Annotated in this window: 15 protein-coding genes; 3 read left to right on the forward strand and 12 right to left on the reverse strand. The window is 63.2% G+C overall.

The genetic code is table 11. The features are described 5' to 3' along the window. Window positions 1–240 precede the first annotated feature (240 nt). A complete protein-coding gene (locus RAD16_RS27130; protein ID WP_458160896.1) occupies window positions 241–1,854 on the reverse strand; it encodes an arylsulfatase in 1,614 nt (537 codons plus the stop codon). A gap of 567 nt (window positions 1,855–2,421) precedes the next feature. Between RAD16_RS27130 and RAD16_RS27135 the strand changes: the two genes are divergently transcribed. Continuing rightward, window positions 2,422–4,707, forward strand: a complete 2,286-nt coding sequence (locus tag RAD16_RS27135; protein ID WP_458160897.1) for a tetratricopeptide repeat protein — start codon at window positions 2,422–2,424, stop codon at window positions 4,705–4,707. A 45-nt stretch (window positions 4,708–4,752) separates the two neighbouring features. Here RAD16_RS27135 and RAD16_RS27140 read toward each other — a convergent pair whose 3' ends face one another. Next, window positions 4,753–5,763, reverse strand: a complete 1,011-nt coding sequence (locus RAD16_RS27140; protein ID WP_458160945.1) for a SphA family protein — start codon at window positions 5,761–5,763, stop codon at window positions 4,753–4,755. Window positions 5,764–6,488: 725 nt separating this feature from the next. Between RAD16_RS27140 and RAD16_RS27145 the strand changes: the two genes are divergently transcribed. Further along, window positions 6,489–6,692: a hypothetical protein gene (locus tag RAD16_RS27145; RefSeq protein ID WP_458160898.1), complete on the forward strand. Its 204-nt coding sequence runs from the start codon at window positions 6,489–6,491 to the stop codon at window positions 6,690–6,692. 23 nt (window positions 6,693–6,715) lie between these two features. Here the strand turns inward: RAD16_RS27145 and RAD16_RS27150 are convergent, their stop codons facing one another. From RAD16_RS27150 to RAD16_RS27195, 10 genes are all read right to left on the reverse strand, one after another. Beyond that, window positions 6,716–7,723 carry a formate dehydrogenase subunit gamma gene (locus RAD16_RS27150; protein ID WP_458160946.1) on the reverse strand — a complete coding sequence of 336 codons (1,008 nt, stop codon included), beginning with the start codon at window positions 7,721–7,723 and terminating at the stop codon, window positions 6,716–6,718. 35 nt (window positions 7,724–7,758) lie between these two features. Continuing rightward, window positions 7,759–8,355 (reverse strand): formate dehydrogenase FDH3 subunit beta, encoded by a 597-nt coding sequence (gene fdh3B / locus RAD16_RS27155; protein WP_063688766.1) that lies wholly within the window; start codon window positions 8,353–8,355, stop codon window positions 7,759–7,761. A gap of 11 nt (window positions 8,356–8,366) precedes the next feature. Then, entirely contained in the window at window positions 8,367–11,315 is a 2,949-nt protein-coding gene (locus tag RAD16_RS27160; protein WP_458160947.1) for a formate dehydrogenase subunit alpha, read from the reverse strand. After that, a complete protein-coding gene (locus tag RAD16_RS27165; RefSeq protein WP_458160899.1) occupies window positions 11,312–11,530 on the reverse strand; it encodes a formate dehydrogenase in 219 nt (72 codons plus the stop codon). Before RAD16_RS27165 ends, RAD16_RS27160 begins: the two co-directional genes overlap by 4 nt. A 29-nt stretch (window positions 11,531–11,559) precedes the next feature. Next, on the reverse strand, window positions 11,560–12,351 hold the full coding sequence (locus RAD16_RS27170; RefSeq protein WP_458160900.1) for a molecular chaperone TorD family protein: 792 nt from the start codon (window positions 12,349–12,351) through the stop codon (window positions 11,560–11,562). A 97-nt stretch (window positions 12,352–12,448) separates the two neighbouring features. Next, complete coding sequence (locus RAD16_RS27175; protein WP_458160901.1) at window positions 12,449–13,093, reverse strand: DUF3306 domain-containing protein; 645 nt, start codon at window positions 13,091–13,093, stop codon at window positions 12,449–12,451. Continuing rightward, a complete protein-coding gene (locus RAD16_RS27180; RefSeq protein WP_458160902.1) occupies window positions 13,090–13,605 on the reverse strand; it encodes a DUF3305 domain-containing protein in 516 nt (171 codons plus the stop codon). Before RAD16_RS27180 ends, RAD16_RS27175 begins: the two co-directional genes overlap by 4 nt. Further along, on the reverse strand, window positions 13,602–14,609 hold the full coding sequence (locus RAD16_RS27185; protein ID WP_458160903.1) for a DUF6352 family protein: 1,008 nt from the start codon (window positions 14,607–14,609) through the stop codon (window positions 13,602–13,604). Before RAD16_RS27185 ends, RAD16_RS27180 begins: the two co-directional genes overlap by 4 nt. Beyond that, window positions 14,606–15,145 carry a DUF6505 family protein gene (locus RAD16_RS27190; protein WP_458160904.1) on the reverse strand — a complete coding sequence of 180 codons (540 nt, stop codon included), beginning with the start codon at window positions 15,143–15,145 and terminating at the stop codon, window positions 14,606–14,608. The genes RAD16_RS27185 and RAD16_RS27190 overlap by 4 nt, the downstream gene beginning before the upstream one ends. Further along, complete coding sequence (locus tag RAD16_RS27195) at window positions 15,142–15,909, reverse strand: biotin/lipoate--protein ligase family protein (protein WP_458160905.1); 768 nt, start codon at window positions 15,907–15,909, stop codon at window positions 15,142–15,144. The genes RAD16_RS27190 and RAD16_RS27195 overlap by 4 nt, the downstream gene beginning before the upstream one ends. A gap of 138 nt (window positions 15,910–16,047) precedes the next feature. On the opposite strand from RAD16_RS27195, the gene RAD16_RS27200 reads away from it, so the two are divergent. Then, on the forward strand, window positions 16,048–18,018 hold the full coding sequence (locus RAD16_RS27200; RefSeq protein WP_458160906.1) for a 4Fe-4S binding protein: 1,971 nt from the start codon (window positions 16,048–16,050) through the stop codon (window positions 18,016–18,018). Window position 18,019: the final 1 nt, after the last annotated feature.

The raw sequence follows: 18,019 nt of genomic DNA on the forward strand, positions 1-18,019 counted from the left end.
TAAGGCAGAGCCGGTGGCGCGCAAGCTCTCCCGGCGCTGGGGTCGAAGCCAAGCCTCGGCAAGACGGACAACGCCCGGCTGCCGCTTTCCACTCAATCGTGTCACAGGCAGCGGTCGGTGGCATCGCCGTTGGTGGCCTGGTCCTGTGTTCGACGCGGTCCGGTGAACCGACCTCGGTCTTGCTTGTAGTCCTCTGAGGAAAGCGAGCGCCCAGATCGGGCGCTCGCTTTCGGGGTCAGCCTATTTGCTGTGCTGCGCCGCTATCGCCTTCTCGATCTGCTCTTTCACGGCCTCAAGATTGAAGCTCGCGCCCTTCTGCATCGGCGGGAACTCGATTGCGGTCTGGGCGACCCTTGCAATCTCCTTTTGGACGAATTGGAATCGCCAGAACTGGAAGGCAAACCAGTTGTAGAAAGCCAGGGATCCCTCAGCGCCCTTCGGCAGGTTCGTGCGCTCGAACGGATCGAGCCGGATGTTGGTAAGGATCGGCCAATCGACCTTCACCGTACCACCCAGCCAGCCCTGGGGCTGATCTGTAAAGCGGTATTTGAAGTCGTCGATGCGCACTGCGCTCAACGTCGTCTCGGTGAAATAGAGGATTTCATGCCGCTTCGAAGGGCCCTTTCCGGTGATTAAATCGGTCTGGTCGTAGCCGTCCAGATAGACCTTGTAGCTGCGATCACCCAGTTGCTTGCCCTTCTTGAGTTCGTCGGCAATGTTGGGGTTACCGGCCGCTGCGACCAACGTCGGGAACCAATCGAGCCCGGATACGATCGAATTCTCGACCTTGCCGGCTGGCACCTTGCCGGGCCAGCGCAGGATCATCGGCACCCGGAAGCCGCCTTCGAGGGCGGTCCCCTTGCCGCCGGCAAATGGCGTCTGGCCGCCATCGGGCCAGGTGAAGTTCTCGGCGCCATTGTCGGTGCTGAAGCCGAGAATCGTATTGCCTTCCAGGCCATTGTCCTTGAGGTACTTCATGACCGACCCGACGACATCATCGAGCTGGGCCATTCCGGCTTCCTCCTCGGACCAATTGTTGTCCGAGTTGCGCATGCCCTGATACTTCGGCGAGAGGTGGGTGACGACATGCATCCGGGTCGGGTTCAGCCACAGGAAGAATGGCTTGCCGTCGCGACGCGCCTTGTCCACGAATTTGAGCGCGTTATCGAGTATCTCGTCGTCTACCGTCTCCATGCGCTTTGGACACAGTTCGCCGGCATCCTCAATTCTCTGCTTGCCGACCTTGCCCCAGCGCGGTTGCATCGTTTGGTCATCAGTGTCTGTCGCCCAGCTATGGACCATGTTCCGCGGTCCCACCGTCGCCTTGAGCGCCGCCGGGTAGTTGACGTGGCAGGGATCCTCCATCGCATCCAGGTGATACAGGTAGCCGAAGAATTCATCGAAGCCGTGAACCGTTGGCAGGAACTGATTCAGGTCTCCAAGATGGTTCTTGCCGAACTGGCCGGTGGCGTAGCCCATCGACTTCAGCACGGTCGCGATGGTTGGCGCTTCGTCCGGAATGCCCAACGGAGAGCCGGCCTGTCCGACGGTGGTCAGCCCGGTGCGGATCGGCAGCTCGCCGGTGATGAAGTTGGCGCGGCCCGCCGTACAGCTCGCCTCGGCATAGTAGTCGGTGAACCGCATGCCTTCCGACGCCAGCTTGTCCAAGTTTGGCGTGCGGCCAGCCATGATGCCCTGGTTGTAGACGCCGATATTGGCCCAGCCAATGTCGTCGCCCATGATGAAAACGATATTCGGCCGCTGTTGCTGCTGCGCCGCTGCCGGCGGGATCGCCACCGTCGCTCCGGCAAGCAGCACGAGCAGGCCGAGGAATAAGCCCCTGATCCTGTTCATTTTCCGCTCCATTTGATTGACTGCCACAGCAGCCAGCCTGAACCAGGAGCGAATAGCGCGCTATGCAGATTCGGCTAACGCGGCATTATCGACTTTTGAGCGCTAACCGCAGAGGCTGATCGTGGGGCCCCTCTCCCTCGATTCGAGCAAATACAGTGGTAGCCCTCTCGTGGCGCCTGCAGACCTCCGAGACATCAATGCGACGGATAGATGCGATGACGCGGCCGATTCTGATGACTTTCTGCCGAAACTGCATAGCCTGCTCCGGGCGCTTCCACCCAACTTCTCGTCGACGATTTGCATCGTCAGAAGCCGATGGTTCGAGGAGCTGCTGGCAGATGCGGCTCTCAAACGTGAGGATTTGGGAGTTTTCAGTTCGTGGCGCACAAAAAGATCAGAGCCGGCAGGACCGATAAGCCTTCGAAACGCCCTTCCGCGTCGAGATCCGCTGAACTCTCGACAGGCGCCCGCCCCGACGGGTCCCACAGCCCATCCCGCCGCTCGTGGAGATCGGCGACGCTCATAGCCGTGCTGGCGACAGTTGCGACTCTCGCGGGTGGCCTGACCTTGCTGTTCGCCACCGAGGGCGGGCTAGTTCTGCCCAACGCTCTTCGCAGCGGCGGCGCGGCCCCTGCCCTGGCCTTCGTCGGCAGCGAGGCCTGCGCCGGATGCCACCAGGCCGAAACCGCGCTGTGGAAGGAATCGCAGCACAAGCATGCCATGCAACACGCGACGACTGCTTCCGTGCTCGGCAACTTCGACGATGCCAGTTTCGACTATTTCGGCGTCCATTCGCGCTTTTTCAGAAAGGACGACAAGTTCTTCGTCGAGACCGACGGACCCGACGGCAAGCTTGCGACCTTCGAGGTGAAATACACCTTCGGCATCGACCCACTCCAGCAATATCTCATCGAATTCGCGGATGGCCGCATACAGGCGCTCACAATCGCCTGGGACAGCCGGCCGAAGGACCAGGGTGGTCAACGCTGGTTTCATCTCTATCCCAACGAAGAGATCAAGCACGACGACGTGCTGCATTGGACCAGGCTCAATCAGAATTGGAATTTCATGTGCGCGGAGTGTCATTCAACCGGCGTGCAGAAGAACTACGACGCGGCCAATGACCGTTTCCACACGACGTGGACGGAAATCAGCGTCGGCTGCGAAGCGTGCCACGGCAAGGGCTCCCGCCACGTCGATTGGGCGCACAGCCAGCGGAGCTGGTTTGGAAAAGATGATGACCCGCGCAAAGGGCTGACCGCCTTGCTGAACGAGCGCGACGGCGTCACTTGGCACCCCGATCCGAAGACCGGCAACCCGCAACGCAGCATCGCGGCTGCGGTCACGCGCAGAGAGGTCGAGACCTGCGGGCTGTGCCACGCGCGACGCGGCGAGTTCTCAGAAGATTGGATGCCGGGACAACCCTTGTCCGATACGCATGCCATCTCCCTCCTTGCTCGTGGCCTGTATCATGCGGACGGGCAGATGCGCGACGAGGTGTACAATTACGGCCCGTTCAAGCAGAGCAAGATGTTCGCGGCCGGCGTCACCTGCAGCGATTGCCATGAACCCCATGCCGCGAAGCTGCGCGCTCCAGGCAATGGCGTTTGCCTGCAATGCCACGCCTCCGACAAATATGAAGTTGCCTCACACAGTCGCCACGAAGGCGTAACGCCGGCGGTAACCTGCGCGTCATGCCATATGCCTGTCAGTACCTACATGGGTGTCGACAAGCGGCACGACCACAGCCTTCGAATTCCGAGGCCGGATCTCTCCGTGAAGCTGGGCACGCCAAATGCCTGCAACAATTGCCATACCGACAAATCCGCACAATGGGCGGCCGACGCGATCGAGCGCTGGCACGGGCCTGTCCGAAAAGGCTTCCAGAACTACGCCGAGGCATTCCTGGCGTCCTGGACCGACCAAAGCGACGCGGCCGCGCTGCTGGCTACGGTGGCGGCCAGTCCCACAGCGCCGGCAATCGCGCGTGCGAGCGCTCTCAGCGAACTTCATTCGCGTGTCTCGCCTGCGAATATCGAGCTCGTCCGGAAGGGATTGGCCGATCCCGATCCAATGGTGCGGGTCGCAGCGCTTGACATGCTCGACGGCTTTCCGGGCGACCGGATCTGGCCGCTCGTCTCGCCGCTTCTTTCCGATCCAAGCCGCGGAGTTCGTATCAGGGCGGTGTCCGTTTTGGCCGCCGTGCCTCCTGCCAACCAGACCGCCTCCGATCGCGCAGCATTTGAGCGGGCGGCGGCCGAGTTCGTTGCGGCCCAACGCCTCAACGCGGACCGGCCCGAAGCTCGCTCGGCGCTTGGAAACTTCCATGCGCGGCGCGGGCTGACAACCGACGCAGAGAGCGAATACAAGGAAGCCCTGCGGCTCAGCCCCCAATACACGCCCGCAGCGATCAATCTGGCGGACCTGTACCGGCAGCTCAGCCGGGATCGCGAGGGAGAAAGCATCCTGAGAACAGCGATCACGTCTTCACGGCAAGACGGCGGCCTGCACCATGCTCTGGGGCTCACCCTTATCAGGCAGAAACGACCGAACGACGCGCTCAGCGAATTCCAGACTGCAAGCGAACTCGAACCTGACCGGTCGCGCTACGCCTACGTGTACGCCGTGGCGCTGCATTCGTCGGGCCGCGTCGGTGAATCAATTGAAGTCTTGAAGGCCAACCTGGTCCGGCATCCAGACGATCGCGACAGCCTGTCTGCCCTTGTCACGTTCAGCCGCGATTCCGGAAACATCGGAGCCGCCCTCGAATATGCTGAGCGGCTCTCTCGCCTCGTCCCGAATGACCGTGAACTAAACCGCCTCACCGACGATCTTCGCGCACGCTTGAAGTGATATAGGTGCTCAGTTCATCACAATAGTGCGTTAGCACCGGCGCTTCTATTTCGTGAACCTCGGCCTCGAGGACGTCGGCGGCGTTGCCGCCGCAGGCTGAAGATTGAACGTCAGCCAGACATTCCAGCCTGCTGGCCGATTTTCGTTGGCGAATTCGCCGTAGGCCTTCAGGTTCAGGTATCCCTGCATGTCTCCGACTGGGAAAATGTAACCAACCTGCGGTCCGACGCCGGCCACCCGCGACCGGAAGCAGCCGACGCGGTTGCCGGAGCCGCTGTCGCAGCCGATCTGCTGATAGAGGTAACCCACGAGGCCGACCTGCCATTGCTTGGTCAGAAATTGCGACGCGCCCCAGTCGAGGTGCATGTCGACACCATTCTGATATTGGGTAGCGGGGTTTTTGAAGTTGTATGTGAATCCCAGCACCGCCGAAGCTTCATGCCCGGTCTTTGGATCGAAATAGGTGTAGCCGCCACCAGCGTCGATTACCCAATGCCCGAGCCCTATATTTGCAAGACGGTCCGACTGATAGGCTCCGACCGGGATGTCACCGGTGATGTAGGCCATGTAGTTGTTGGTCCCGGCATTCCACTTCATCTGGAACATTGGCAGCAAATCGCCAAATGCAATGAGCGAGCTATCGATGGTGTCGAAGCGCGAGAAGGGGAGCGTAGCGCCGCCCGGGAACGTCAATGCCCCCGTGAGCGATCCCGCCAGCGACGTTGAGTTGGAGCCGTATAGGCCCAACAGGCTGGCAGAGGCCTGAGCACCCAGCACCGGCGTCGCAAAGGTGTAGGTCCCGGCCACAAGGCCAAGATCCACATTCGCCTTAACGTTCGCGTTCACGGTGGCCGTCAGATTCGCGGGAAAGCGACCAATCGAGATCTCGCGGGCCCGCGCGACGTCGGCGCCTGCGGAAACCGAGGTGTGATAATAGATCGAGGTCATCGACCAGCCCGGCGCCTGCGCGGGCACAGCCGCGAGGCTGCCAAAAAATCCGGGTATCCAGAAGCTGACGCCGCCTTCATCGGCTCGCGCCGCATCATTGGGGAGCATGAGTAAGACGGCAATTGCCGCCGCGCCAAACCGCCAAACAAAACCAGCCGTCGATGCCGACGTCCCGACCTTTATCTGCATCTGCCGATCCCCACTTTTCTACTGCCCTCCTGTCACGACCGAAGAACAATCCGGCCGTGTGAGGACCCGGAAAATGTGCAGATGCTACCACAGCGCGCCTATGCGGAACCGGCGCACTCCGAGCTTGTGCAGCTTTAGCGGGAGACTGTGCCTTCGCTGCCACAATTTCCCGGTGTGCGGATTGGTCTTCTTGCCGTTTTTGCATAGTCAGCCATGCTCGCGACAAGCAAAAGGTGCCCCCGCCAGCATCCCGTGACGTGATTCCGGCCTCGCTTGAAATGACCGATATCATGCAAGGAGATACGAGCCTCGCGCACCAGGTCCACCGGTGTCTCAATGGGCATTGGAATGCTGTCCTTCGAGCACCGCGCTTCGCTACTGGACGGTCATAGCGATCCGGTCCTAGCCGGCAATATTGCTCACAGCGGTAAGCGATCGTAGCGAGAGAAGAAGGTCGCGCGGCTGTCGCCGCCGACCAGCGCGGGGGCCACGAGCGCTGCCGCTTCGCGCGCCGCAGTTCCATCTCCGCGCGCGTGATCGGCGAGCTCGGACAAAATCTCGCAAAATGTGACGCGTTTCACATCGACGACGGGAATTGAGGCTTACCCTTGGTTCCCGGACGCAACTCCAAACGGATATGACGCATGAAACGGTTCCTGTTTTCCATGGTCGTTGCGGTTGTCGCGATCGGCGCAGCTTCGAGCGTGCTCAGATCACACGTGCTCTCCCCCTCAAGGCAGACCGGCATGCCGTCCGTCGAAGCGCTGCAGACCCAACGCTCGGGCACGTTACCCGACCAAGAGATCGAGGACCGCTCCGTTGTGTTTGCCAAGGAGCGGACGCAATAGGGCGTCGCGCCAGCCTCTCTCGTTCATTCCGCCGCAGCGGTTGCGGATCGCGGCCGGTTGTCGTCCGATCCGGTCCGCGCCATCTGCTCGTCGAGCCAGAGGCTATGGTGTTCGCGTGCCCAGTTGAGATCGACGTCACCCGAGCCCATGGCCTCGAAGGCGCCCTCCATTCCGATCGTGCCGATATAGATGTGCGCCAGCATCGCGGCGACGAACAACACGCCGACGATCGCGTGAACGATCTGGGCCATCTGCATGCCTTCGATACCCGTGGTGTAGAACGGGAACATGAGGACGTAGCCGCTCGCGGCGATCAGCCCTCCGCCGATGACGACAATCCAGTAGATCGCCTTCTGCCCGGCGTTGAACCGATAGGCCGGCGGATGATCATGGCCCAACATGCCGCCTCCGCGCTTCGCCCACTCGACATCCACCTTGTTCGGGATGTTGCCGGCGATCCACATCAGAAAGATCAGGACGACGCCGACGGTGAATGGGAAGCTCAGATAGTTGTGCGCGTACTTCGCCCATTGCGACCATTCGGAGAAAGCTTCGAAGCCGATCAACGGCAAGAGCAGCGGTCGTCCAAAGGTAATGTTCAATCCGGAGATCGCCAGAATGATGAAGCAGGTCGCGGTCATCCAGTGCACGAAACGCTCATAGACGTTGAAGCGCACGACAGTGCGGCCCGACCGTCCGCTTTCCAGACGAACCATGCCGCGCGTCAGATAGAAGATCACGATCGCCGCGAGCATGCCGATGATGGTAACGCCGCCGATCCAGCGCAGGATCACCGTACGGAATTCACGCCATTCGCGCCCCTGCGGTTGCACCAGCACACTGGAGCGTTGGTCGGGGATGCTGACGCGGCCCTGGATGCGGTCGAATTCCTGCAACAGCTGTTGCTCCTTCACCGAGCTCGCGGTCGGGTTGACCTGCTGGGCGCTCACCGGGACCGGCGCCGCCATGACGAGCAGGAGCAGAGCCCAGGCGCCGAAGGCAAGCCGAACGAACTTTCCACATGACACCATGAGCTCCTCCTGGATGTTCTCCGTCGCAACTCGCATCAGGACTCGATCGTCTCGCGATAGGCCGTCTTCCAGCCCCAGGCACCTGAGCCGTAGCCGCGTTTCAGCACGCGCTCCTTGTAGATCTGGGCGATGATCTCGCCGTCGCCAGCGAGCAGCGACTTCGTCGAGCACATCTCGGCGCAGAGCGGCAGCTTGCCTTCGGCAAGCCGGTTCGCGCCGTATTTCTCGTATTCCTCCTTACTGCCATCGGCCTCGGGGCCGCCGGCGCAATAGGTGCATTTGTCCATCTTGCCGCGCGAGCCGAAATTACCGACCTTCGGATATTGCGGCGCGCCGAACGGACAGGCGTAGAAGCAGTAGCCGCAGCCGATGCAGAGGTCCTTGGAGTGCAGAACCACGCCGTCGGCGGTGGTATAGAAGCAGTTCACCGGGCACACTGCCGCGCAGGGCGCGTCCGTGCAGTGCATGCAGGCCATCGAGACCGAGCGCTCGCCAGGCTTACCGTCATTGATGGTGACGACCCGTCGCCGGTTGATACCCCAGGGCACCTCGTGCTCGTTCTTGCAAGCGGTGACGCAGGCATTGCATTCGATGCAACGGTCGGCGTCGCAGAGGAATTTCATACGTGCCATCGTCGTTGCTCCTATGCCGCCGCGATCTGGCAGAGAGTGACCTTCGGCTCCTGCATGCCCGTCGCGGGATCGTAGCCGTAGGTGGTGATCGTGTTGGCGCTTTCGCCGAGCACGATCGGGTCGGTCCCCTTCGGATAGTTGCCGCGAAGGTCTTTGCCTGCGAGCCAACCGCCGAAGTGGAAGGGCATCCAGGCAACTCCCTTGCCGACACGCTCGGTGACGAGCGCCTTCATTCTTGCCCTGGAGTTGTTCTCCGCGCCCGTGACCCAGACCCAGCCGCCGTCCTTGACGCCGCGGTCGGCGGCATCGGCAGGATTGATCTCGATGAACATGTCCTGCTGCAATTCGGCGAGCCACGGATTGGTGCGGGTCTCCTCGCCGCCGCCCTCATATTCGACCAGACGGCCGGACGACAGGATCAGCGGGAACTGTTTGGCAATTCCCTTCTCCACCGCGGCCTTCTGCACGGAGAAGCCGATATTGGGCATCCTGAACTGTTTGGCGTCGGGCAGCGTCGGATATTTGGCGACGAGGTCGACGCGCGGCGTGTAGATCGGCTCGCGGTGGACCGGAATGGGATCGGGCAAGCCGAAGGCATTCATCCGCGCCTTGCCATTGCCGTAGGGTACGCAACCATGCGCCAGCGCGACGCGCTGGATGCCGCCCGACAGGTCCAGCGACCATGACACCGTGTCCGGATTGGCCGGATTGACCTTGTTGATCACGGCCATTTCCGCTTCGGTGAGTTCGGTGTCCCAGCCGAGCTTCTTCAGACTTGCCAGCGTGAACTCCGGATAGCCGTCCTGGATCCCCGATCCCAGCGAGTACGAGCCATCGGCGAGCAGGCTCACTTTCCGCGTCGTGCCGTCCGGCAGCTTCTCCTCCCGCTCGAGGCCGAAGCGCGGCCGGAACGTGCCGCCGCCGTCCATCACGTGCAGATTGGTATTGTAGAGCAGCGGCGTGCCGGGATGCTTGACTTCCGGTGATCCCCAGCACGGCCAGGGCAGGCCGTAATAGTCGCCGCCGACCTCGGGATCGTCTTTTGGCGCCCGCATCGTCAGCATGTCGAACTTCGCCTGGTTCTTCATGTGCGCCTTGAGGCGCTCGGGCGATTGCCCGCAATAGCCGGTCGACCAACTGCCGCGGTTCATCTCGCGAAGGACATCCTCTGCCTCAGGAAGATTGTTCTCGACCTTGATCTTCTTGAACATCTGGTCGGCGAAGCCAAACTTCTTCGCCAGGAGATAGATGACCTCGAGATCGTCCTTCGACTCGAAGATCGGCTTCACGATCTGCTCGCCCCATTGCAGCGAGCGGTTGGAGGCGACGCGCGACCCCTTGCACTCGAATTGCGTGGCGACCGGCAGAATGTAGACGCCATCCTTGCGCCCCGCCTCGACTGCGAGCGAGGCCCAGGTCGTCGGATGCGGATCGGCGATGACAAGCAGCTCGAGCGCCTTCAGGCCATTGAGGGATTCAGGAATGCGGGTGATGCTGTTGGAGGCATGTCCCTGCACGAACACCGCCTTCACATTGTCCTTCTGCGCGACCTGATCCTTCGGCAGCGTCACCGCTTCGAACCAGCGGGTCAGCGGGATGCCGGGGGTTTCCATGATCTGCTTGGTATCGAAGCGCGACTTCAGGAAGTCGTAGTCGACCTCCCAAACCCGCGACCAGTGCTTCCAGGCGCCTTCGGCGAGGCCGTAATAGAACGGCAGCGTGACGATATCGAGCCCGACATCGGTCGCGCCCTGCACGTTGTCGTGGCCTCGGAAGATATTGGCTCCCATGCCCGCTCCGCCGACATTGCCGGTCATCAGCAGCAAGATACAACTGGCGCGCACGTTGGCGGTACCGACGGTCTTCTGGGTCTGGCCCATGGCCCAGATCAGCGTTGCCGGCTTCTCGGTGGCAAACATCTTGGCGACGCGTTTGAGCTGCTCACCGGGAATACCGGTGACGCGCTCGACTTCTTCCGGAGGCCACTTCTCAACCTCCTTCTTGAGGTCGTCGAACCCGTAGACGCGCTGCCGAATGAATTCCTTATCCTCCCAGCCGTTCTGGAGGATGTGCCACATCATGCCGTAGAGCACCGGGATGTCGGTGCCCGGCCGCATCCGCACATATTCGGTCGCGTGTGCGGCCGTGCGCGTCAGGCGCGGGTCGATGACGATGAAGTTCGCCTTTTGCAGCTCCTTGCCCTCGAGCAGATGTTGCAGCGAAACCGGATGCGCCTCGGCCGGATTGCCGCCCAGGATGACCTGCGTCTTCGCATTGCGGATATCATTGTAGCTGTTGGTCATCGCGCCGTAGCCCCAGGTGTTGGCGACGCCGGTGACGGTGGTTGAATGGCAGATGCGGGCCTGGTGATCGGTGTTGTTGGTTCCCCAGAACGCGCCGAGCTTGCGGAACAGGTAGGCTCCCTCGTTGGTCATCTTTGCCGAGCCGAGCCAGTAGACGGAATCGGGACCGGACTTCTCACGCACGGCCTGAAGCTTGTCGCCGATTTCGTTGATCGCGGTGTCCCAGGAGACGCGGGTCCACTGCCCGCCCACGAGCTTCATCGGATAGCGCAGCCGCCGCTCGCTGTGCACGAGTTCGCGCACGGAGGCGCCCTTGGCACAATGCGAGCCGCGATTGATCGGGGAATCCCAGCTCGGCTCCTGGCCGATCCACACCCCGTTCAGGACCTCCGCCGTCACCGTGCATCCGACAGAGCAATGTGTGCAGACGCTCTTGCGGACGCTCGCGCCCGCGGTAAGTGGACCGGCCATCGCCGCTTCCGCCTTGCGCACGCCGCCGACCGGCAGGGTGCCGAGTGCAGCGAGCGCGCCGCCGGCAAGACCGGATTTGCGCAGGAAGCTGCGGCGGTCGAGACCGCGAGCCTCACCCGCAAGGGACTCCGCGACGGAGCCGTGGCGTGAAGAATGCTGGTGTGTTCGCCTGATCAGCACGGTCAGCCTCCCTTGGCCGGATAACGGTTGACGCGGTAAAAGGCCTTGACGTGATCAGTTTCCTTGTAGCGTGCCTTTCGCTTCTCATCGTTGGTTTCGCTATCGGCCTGCGCGGAGCCGACCAGCGGCATCGCGAACGTCGCACCGGCGCCGACCGTGCCGATTCCGACCTTGCGCAAGAAGGCACGGCGCCCGTTTGTGGTTTTCCCGTCTTCACTCATCGCATCTCTCCTGGACCCGCGCGTGCGGCTCAGTTGGCGAACGTGAATGCCTCCGTCTCGATCTCGATGAAGGCGCGACCCAACGCGCCGACCGCACGATAGAAGGTGGCGCTCTCTGCTCTCTCGATATCGGCGAACAGCCGCCCCATCCAGGGAGCAACGTGTTTCTCGAAGAAGACGCGCTGTACGTCAGACGACGCCTCGAAGCGGCCGCCGGCAAAGCCTGCCATGATCTCGCACAGGATGGCCGCGTGATCTTCCGGCTCCGAATTGTTCGCGACGCGTTCGATTCCCAACGCAGCAAGATCGGCGCGCAGGCGTGACAGCGGCCGCTCGTTGAGAAAGCCGGTCAGGTAGTAGGAGGCATAGGGCAAGACCTCGCCGCGGCCGAGCCCGACGAACAGGTCGAAATATTCGCGTTCGACCTTCGCTGCGTCGGGCTCGGCGGCGGCTGCGGCTAGCGCAGCATGCGCGCGCCCGAGCGGCGTTGCGTCACCGGACAATGTGGTCAGCTGGTCGAGGAGCCGTTCTGACGGCGCCGCGGACAAGAGTGTCGCCAGCAACCGATATTCCTGCGCACGCGCCGCATCGACGGGGTCAATCGACTCTTCGGACAAGAGCGGCTCGCCATACAGATCTGGCCGTAAGTCACTGCGCGATACGCCGGTAGCAGCTTCGACTGCAATCACCCGTTGTGCGGGTATCTTGCTCCAGTTCGAAACGGACGGCTGGCTGATCCCGATTTTGCGCGCAAGCTGGGCAACGCCGCCAGCGGCGTCAATGGCGCGATCGAGACCATCATCACGCACATGGACCTCCATCAAAGTCCCAGGTGCTCGATTTTGCTTTTGTTACAAAGCGCTAGACGAAGCGTAGTCCCGGTTCCGCGGAGGGTCAATCGCCTCCCATAGCCTGAGGCTATGGTCTTTCGTCGGGTGCCCGGCGGGGCAATGCACGACCATGCGTGCGACGCCGAACCGAGACTCGTTCGCTTTCGGGGCTTTCAACGTTCGTTGGTTGCGCTGCGGAAGGAACAGCGGGTTCGGTGGTCGCGGCCTCTTCGGCGATGATCTCAACGTCTGGCGTCTCGGCTTGGCGCAATTCCCGCGAAGAATCCGCAACTTCAGCCGGCGTCTCGGACCGCGCCTCGGCTGACCTGCCGAGGCCGCCGACGATCCTGTCAACGAGCGCGGCCAGATCTCCCTCGGAGCAATCCAGCGGACCAAAGCCCGGCATCGCCGCCGGATCGTTGAAGTCCCATGCATTCTCCGCAAGCCCTACGAAGTCGCGAATGGTGGGATCAGCACTCCAGGCGCGACGAAGCGCCGCGCGCGTTAGCTCCCGCGGAATCCCTTTGCGCAGGAAGGCTCTGACGTCCGTAGCTGATGTGATCGACTCGATCGAAGGCAGGCTCGACAGGTCCACTTCCATCTCGTCGTCCTTGACGGCGGGCTCTGGTACACACTGCACGTCGTCGTGCATTACCTTGTCCGGCGGCGTGGCGTTCGCCTTCGCCTCCTGCTTGCGGCGCGACCACCGCACTAGGAACTCGTCCTCACTCATTCGCCTCCGCCTTCATGCTGACGGCGCGCCAGCGCCTCCGGATCGGCCTGCCGTCGCTTGCGTTTGAAGAACTCCCGTTCGACGTGGTGCTCGGCGACGAAATTTTCAATCGCCTCGCGCAGCATCTCCGGCATGGGCACCGCCTCGACGAGATTGGCGCCGGCCTCGGTGAATGCCTCGCCTTCCGAGGGATCTGCGGTGGCGGCGGTCACCGAATAGGGCCAGGCGCCTTCTGCGGGCGACAACACAGTCCAAATGCTCGGACTGCCCGAAGCGAGATTGTCGCGATAGCGCGCCGTCTCTGACGGATAGAGATCGACCGTGGCACTCCCGGCGTAGAAAAGCGTCGTCCCGTCCTCTTCGCGGAGAACCGTCCACGGCATTGTGCCCAGCTCGTCTGGCAGCACAGCAACAGCTCGCCAGACGAAGTCGGTCCACGGCGAGCCCGCGTTGCGCCGCTCGACCACGATGCCGACGGGAAAGCGGAGAAGCGGCAGCGCAGCGGGGTTCACGTCACCATCTCCAGGCGTTTGATCGGTAGTCCCGTCAGCAGATTCTGCGGCTTCATCCGAAGCTTCTGGTCCGGCGTCATCGCGAGGATGAGATAGACCGGCTCGCCTCGCAGATCGTCCATAGCCGCGCTCGTGTCCGCAAACGTCAGGCGGAACAGCGCGAGCACGCGCCCGGCGCTGTGTTCGTCGAGCCGCTCGCCGTGCCAGAGACGGTCGCCTATTCTCGTGGCATCGGCGTCGAGCCCGACATACCAGGTGAGCCGCGCATCATGCAGCTCGCTCAGCGGCTCGACGGCGACATCGACCGCCAGCAAATGGGAGATCCAGCGCGCCATCACCTGCGCCAGCGCAATTGGTCCTCGGCCACCCGCGGTGAGGTCGAACGCCATGTCGAAATGGTCGCTTCGTTGCCAATAATCGCCGGCATTCTCGTCGCGTAGCGCGTCAAGCTGGGCATCGGTCGTTGCCCCCAGCATCGACATCAGCGAGAGCACAGGCGTCGGGCTCTGCCCACCGACGAGTTCTTCGTCGCCGAGCAGCAATGCCTGCTCATGCGGCAGGATGCGCTGCGGACGGAAGAACAGCTCGGCCGCACGCAGCACGAAGGGGTCGTCACAGCCATCGAGCGCATTGCGCAGGATCACATGGACGAGCTGATTGACGAATAGCGGCGGCAGATCGTTGGCGCGCGACCGGACGGTTGCGAGGTAGGACGCCTCAAGCGTTGGATGCCGCAAGAGCAGATCGCGAAAGGCGAGCACGAACCGCCAATTTTCGCGTGCGTCCTCATCGGCGACGGCCGCGACCTCGTCTGCGCTGACAACCTGGCGTGGGTCGCCGAGCAGCTCGCGGTGCAGCCTTCGTTCGACCGGACATGCATCGCGCGGCGGCATCAGCTCCGGACGGGCAAAACAGGCTTTGAGGAACTCATCGGTGACACAAAGCCCGCCGCTCTCGTCGCGATCGAGCAGATGGTGGCCGCACGCGATCCAGAAATCCTTCATCGCGGCCGCGGCTCCCGCCCCATATCGGCAAGGTGGAGATCATGGTCCGGCTCTACGTCATCCTCCACTTCCATGAACGAGAATGCCTTGCTGTGTCTCTGGCCTTCGCGCAGTTGCAACCTGCGGAACGCCTCGCGGACCTCGCCACCGCTTGCCGAGCGGTAGACAGCGATCAGCGAGCTGATCGGGTGGACGCAGAGCGATTGCACGAACGCGACTTCCTCCTCCGCAGCAGCTCTCGCGGTCACAATGTCCGGCGCGCCGAGGCGATCGACGAGTTGCTTGGCGAGGAGTTCGATCAGGGCCCGGCAATCGTCCTCTGTCGCCGGGACAATCTGCGCCAGTGTCGACCAGCCCCAGGATTTCACGCCGAGGAAGCCACTCCGGAAGGCGGCGCGCGCCTTGCCGGCCAGCTTCGCCGGATCCTGATCGCAGAAGCGGAAGGCGCCGGAGACGGCCCATTCGCCAGGCTCGGCTGCCGCGTCGAACACGAAAGTGTCGGAGGGATCTAGTGCGATGGTGCGCATGAGTTTCACAGCCGCGGTCCTCCGAGCTTCGGATCGAGCCAGGACGGCGTAGCGAGTGCTTCGACGAGTTCGCCCCGCTCGGTCCTGTCGGTGCCGATGCGCCGTGTGAGGAGATCGCCGCGATCGTCGATCCGCTGCAGCGTTTGCCGCTGGCGAGCCAAGCGGCTCAGATAGTCGCGCGCAACGCTGTCAAAACCATCGACCCGCCAGGTGTCGATCGCCCGCATCAGGTGCCGCGCAAAACTCTCGGTGACCTGCACGGCCCCAGCTTCGCCAAACCCCTCCTCGTCCAGCGCGGACGCAAGCGGGTAAACACCTCCTCCCTGGTCCGTCATCGCAACGGTCCGGATCATGGCGCCAAACACGAGCCAGGCCGGCGGATCGTCCTCGCGCGCGAACGACGGCCATCCCAGCCGTCCGCCACCGACCAGGCCGCCATCAATCCGGACCGCGTCGGGCCAGTCGATCGCCACCGTCTTGTTCGGTTGCGCATAGGCGCGAAGCGCGTCGGTGAGTGCGACCATGCCTGCATAGAAGGCGCGCCGCGCTGTGCTGAAGGATTCGCCCGGCTCGAGCACCACGGCAAATTCGGCAAGATCGAACCGCCCGACATAGACCAGCGTGCCGGCGCCGCTATCGTGTGCAATGCGGCAAGCGTGCGCAAAGGCGTCTCCACGCTCGCGCAGCCGGACGAGCGCGAACGGCGGCGGCAGATGGATCGGTTCCGCCAGGGAAACATGGATGGCAGGGGTCGACGGCAAGGCCGCCTCCACTTTCCTTTTCTTCCCGATAGGGAATATCTATACGAGGTGCAGAGACGGCGCGAGTCCGGTCTGCGCCGCATTGACGGAGGGATTCACCTGGAGCAGCAGCCAGCGAAGACCGTCCTGATCTGCTCGTGCGAGGACACGATGCGCCTCGACACGGCCGCGATCCGCCGTGGCTGCCCCAACTGCGAGATCAGGAATTTTCGTCACCTCTGCGGCGCGGAGCTCGATCATTTCCGCAATGCAGCAAAGGCGGACGGCGCGCTGACCGTCGCCTGCACGCAGCAGGCGGCGCAGTTCACCGATGAGGCCGGCGAGCGCCCTGACGGGATCACCTTCGTCAACATCCGCGAGACGGCGGGCTGGTCGCGCGACAGCGCGAATGCGGGCGCGAAGATGGCTGCGCTGCTTGCGGCGGCTGCTGTTCCCAGGCCAGACTATCCGCTGGTCACGCTGTCGAGCGACGGCATCATCCTGATCTACGGGCGCGACGACGCCGCGATCGACGCCGGCCGGCTGCTCGCGGACCACCTCGATGTCACCGTCATGCTCAAGCTGCCGTCAGACATCACGCCGCCTGCGGCGACGGTCTTCCCGATCGTGAAGGGCACGATCCGCAACGCGCGCGGACACTTTGGCGCCTTCGAACTCACCATTGACGACTACGCGCAGCCACGCCCCTCTTCGCGCGACCGCTTCGTATTCGAAGCTCCGCGCAACGGGGCGACCTCGCGCTGCGATCTCGTGCTCGACCTCTCTGGCGAGATGCCGCTGTTTTCCGCGCACGATCTGCGCGACGGCTACCTGCGGGCAGACCCCAGAGATCCCGCCGCTGTGCTGCGCGCCGTGCTCGCCGCGCGCGATCTCGTCGGCAACTTCGACAAGCCGAAATATGTCGACTTCACGCCCAGCCTTTGTGCGCATTCGCGCTCGAAGCTGACCGGGTGCCACCGCTGCCTCGATCTGTGCCCTACCGGCGCGATCACGCCTGCCGGCGACCATGTCGCTGTCAATGCGGAAATCTGCGCGGGCTGCGGGCAGTGCGCAGCCGCCTGCCCCACGGGCGCTGCCTCCTACGCGCTGCCACCGCCCGACACCCAGTTGCAGATCATGCGCGCCATCTTGCTCGCCTATCGCGAGGCCGGCGGCACGCATCCGGTGCTGCTGCTCCATGACGGTCCACACGGCACGGCGCTGATCGACGCGCTCGCCCGGCACGGCGACGGACTGCCGGCCAACGTGCTTCCCCTCGCCGTTAATGAGCTGACACAAGTCGGGTTGGAAGCGGTCATCGCCGCGTTCGCCTATGGCGCGTCCGCCGTGCGGTTCCTGCTGCGCGCAAAGCCTCGGCACGAGGTGACCGGGCTGTCGCAGACGATCGCCTTCGCCGAGGCCATTCTTGCGGGCCTCGGATTTGACGGGCACCGTGTGACCACGATCGAAACCGACGATCCCGACGCGCTCGGCGCGCAACTGCGCGGGCTCGATATGCTTGCCGCGGTCGCGACGCCGGCAACCTTCAAGACAGTCGGAAAGCGGCGCGACCTGCTGCGATTTGCCTTGAGCGAATTGCATCGCCTGGCGCCCAAGCCCGTCGACGTGATCGCCCTGCCAGCAGGCGCGCCGATCGGCGCGGTAAGCGTCGATACGGATGGTTGCACGTTGTGCCTCTCCTGCGTCTCCGCCTGTCCGACCGGCGCGCTGCGCGACGATCCCGAGCGTCCGGTGCTCAGATTCGTCGAAGATGCCTGCGTGCAATGTGGGCTGTGCCAGAGCACCTGCCCCGAGAAGGTTATCACGCTCAAGCCGCAGATCGATTTCCGCGCCGGCCGCGCGCCGGCACAAATGATCAAGGAGGAGGAGCCTGCGCTCTGCATCCGCTGCGGTGCCGCATTCGGCGTCAAGAGTACGATCGATCGGATCGCGGCGAAGCTGGAGGGCCGGCATTGGATGTATCCGGCCGGCGACGAGCGTCTCGACGCAATCAGGATGTGCGCAGATTGCCGCGTGACCGTGATGAGCGAGCGGCAGTTCGATCCGTTCCAGTCCGTTCCGGAACGCGCGCCGCCTCGAACCACCGAGGACTATCTGCGAGGGAGGAACGGCAAGTCTTAGG

Source organism: Bradyrhizobium sp. 18BD (genome assembly GCF_054185225.1).

What these genes read in the sequence shown, in the direction of transcription:
- RAD16_RS27130 (WP_458160896.1), bottom strand. Translation starts at nt 1,854, where the DNA reads ATGAACAGGATCAGGGGCTTATTCCTCGGCCTGCTCGTGCTGCTTGCC.
- RAD16_RS27140 (WP_458160945.1), bottom strand. Translation starts at nt 5,763, where the DNA reads ATGCTCCCCAATGATGCGGCGCGAGCCGATGAAGGCGGCGTCAGCTTC.
- RAD16_RS27145 (WP_458160898.1), top strand. Translation starts at nt 6,489, where the DNA reads ATGAAACGGTTCCTGTTTTCCATGGTCGTTGCGGTTGTCGCGATCGGC.
- RAD16_RS27150 (WP_458160946.1), bottom strand. Translation starts at nt 7,723, where the DNA reads ATGGTGTCATGTGGAAAGTTCGTTCGGCTTGCCTTCGGCGCCTGGGCT.
- fdh3B (WP_063688766.1), bottom strand. Translation starts at nt 8,355, where the DNA reads ATGGCACGTATGAAATTCCTCTGCGACGCCGACCGTTGCATCGAATGC.
- RAD16_RS27165 (WP_458160899.1), bottom strand. Translation starts at nt 11,530, where the DNA reads ATGAGTGAAGACGGGAAAACCACAAACGGGCGCCGTGCCTTCTTGCGC.
- RAD16_RS27170 (WP_458160900.1), bottom strand. Translation starts at nt 12,351, where the DNA reads ATGGAGGTCCATGTGCGTGATGATGGTCTCGATCGCGCCATTGACGCC.
- RAD16_RS27175 (WP_458160901.1), bottom strand. Translation starts at nt 13,093, where the DNA reads ATGAGTGAGGACGAGTTCCTAGTGCGGTGGTCGCGCCGCAAGCAGGAG.
- RAD16_RS27185 (WP_458160903.1), bottom strand. Translation starts at nt 14,609, where the DNA reads ATGAAGGATTTCTGGATCGCGTGCGGCCACCATCTGCTCGATCGCGAC.
- RAD16_RS27200 (WP_458160906.1), top strand. Translation starts at nt 16,048, where the DNA reads ATGCGCCTCGACACGGCCGCGATCCGCCGTGGCTGCCCCAACTGCGAG.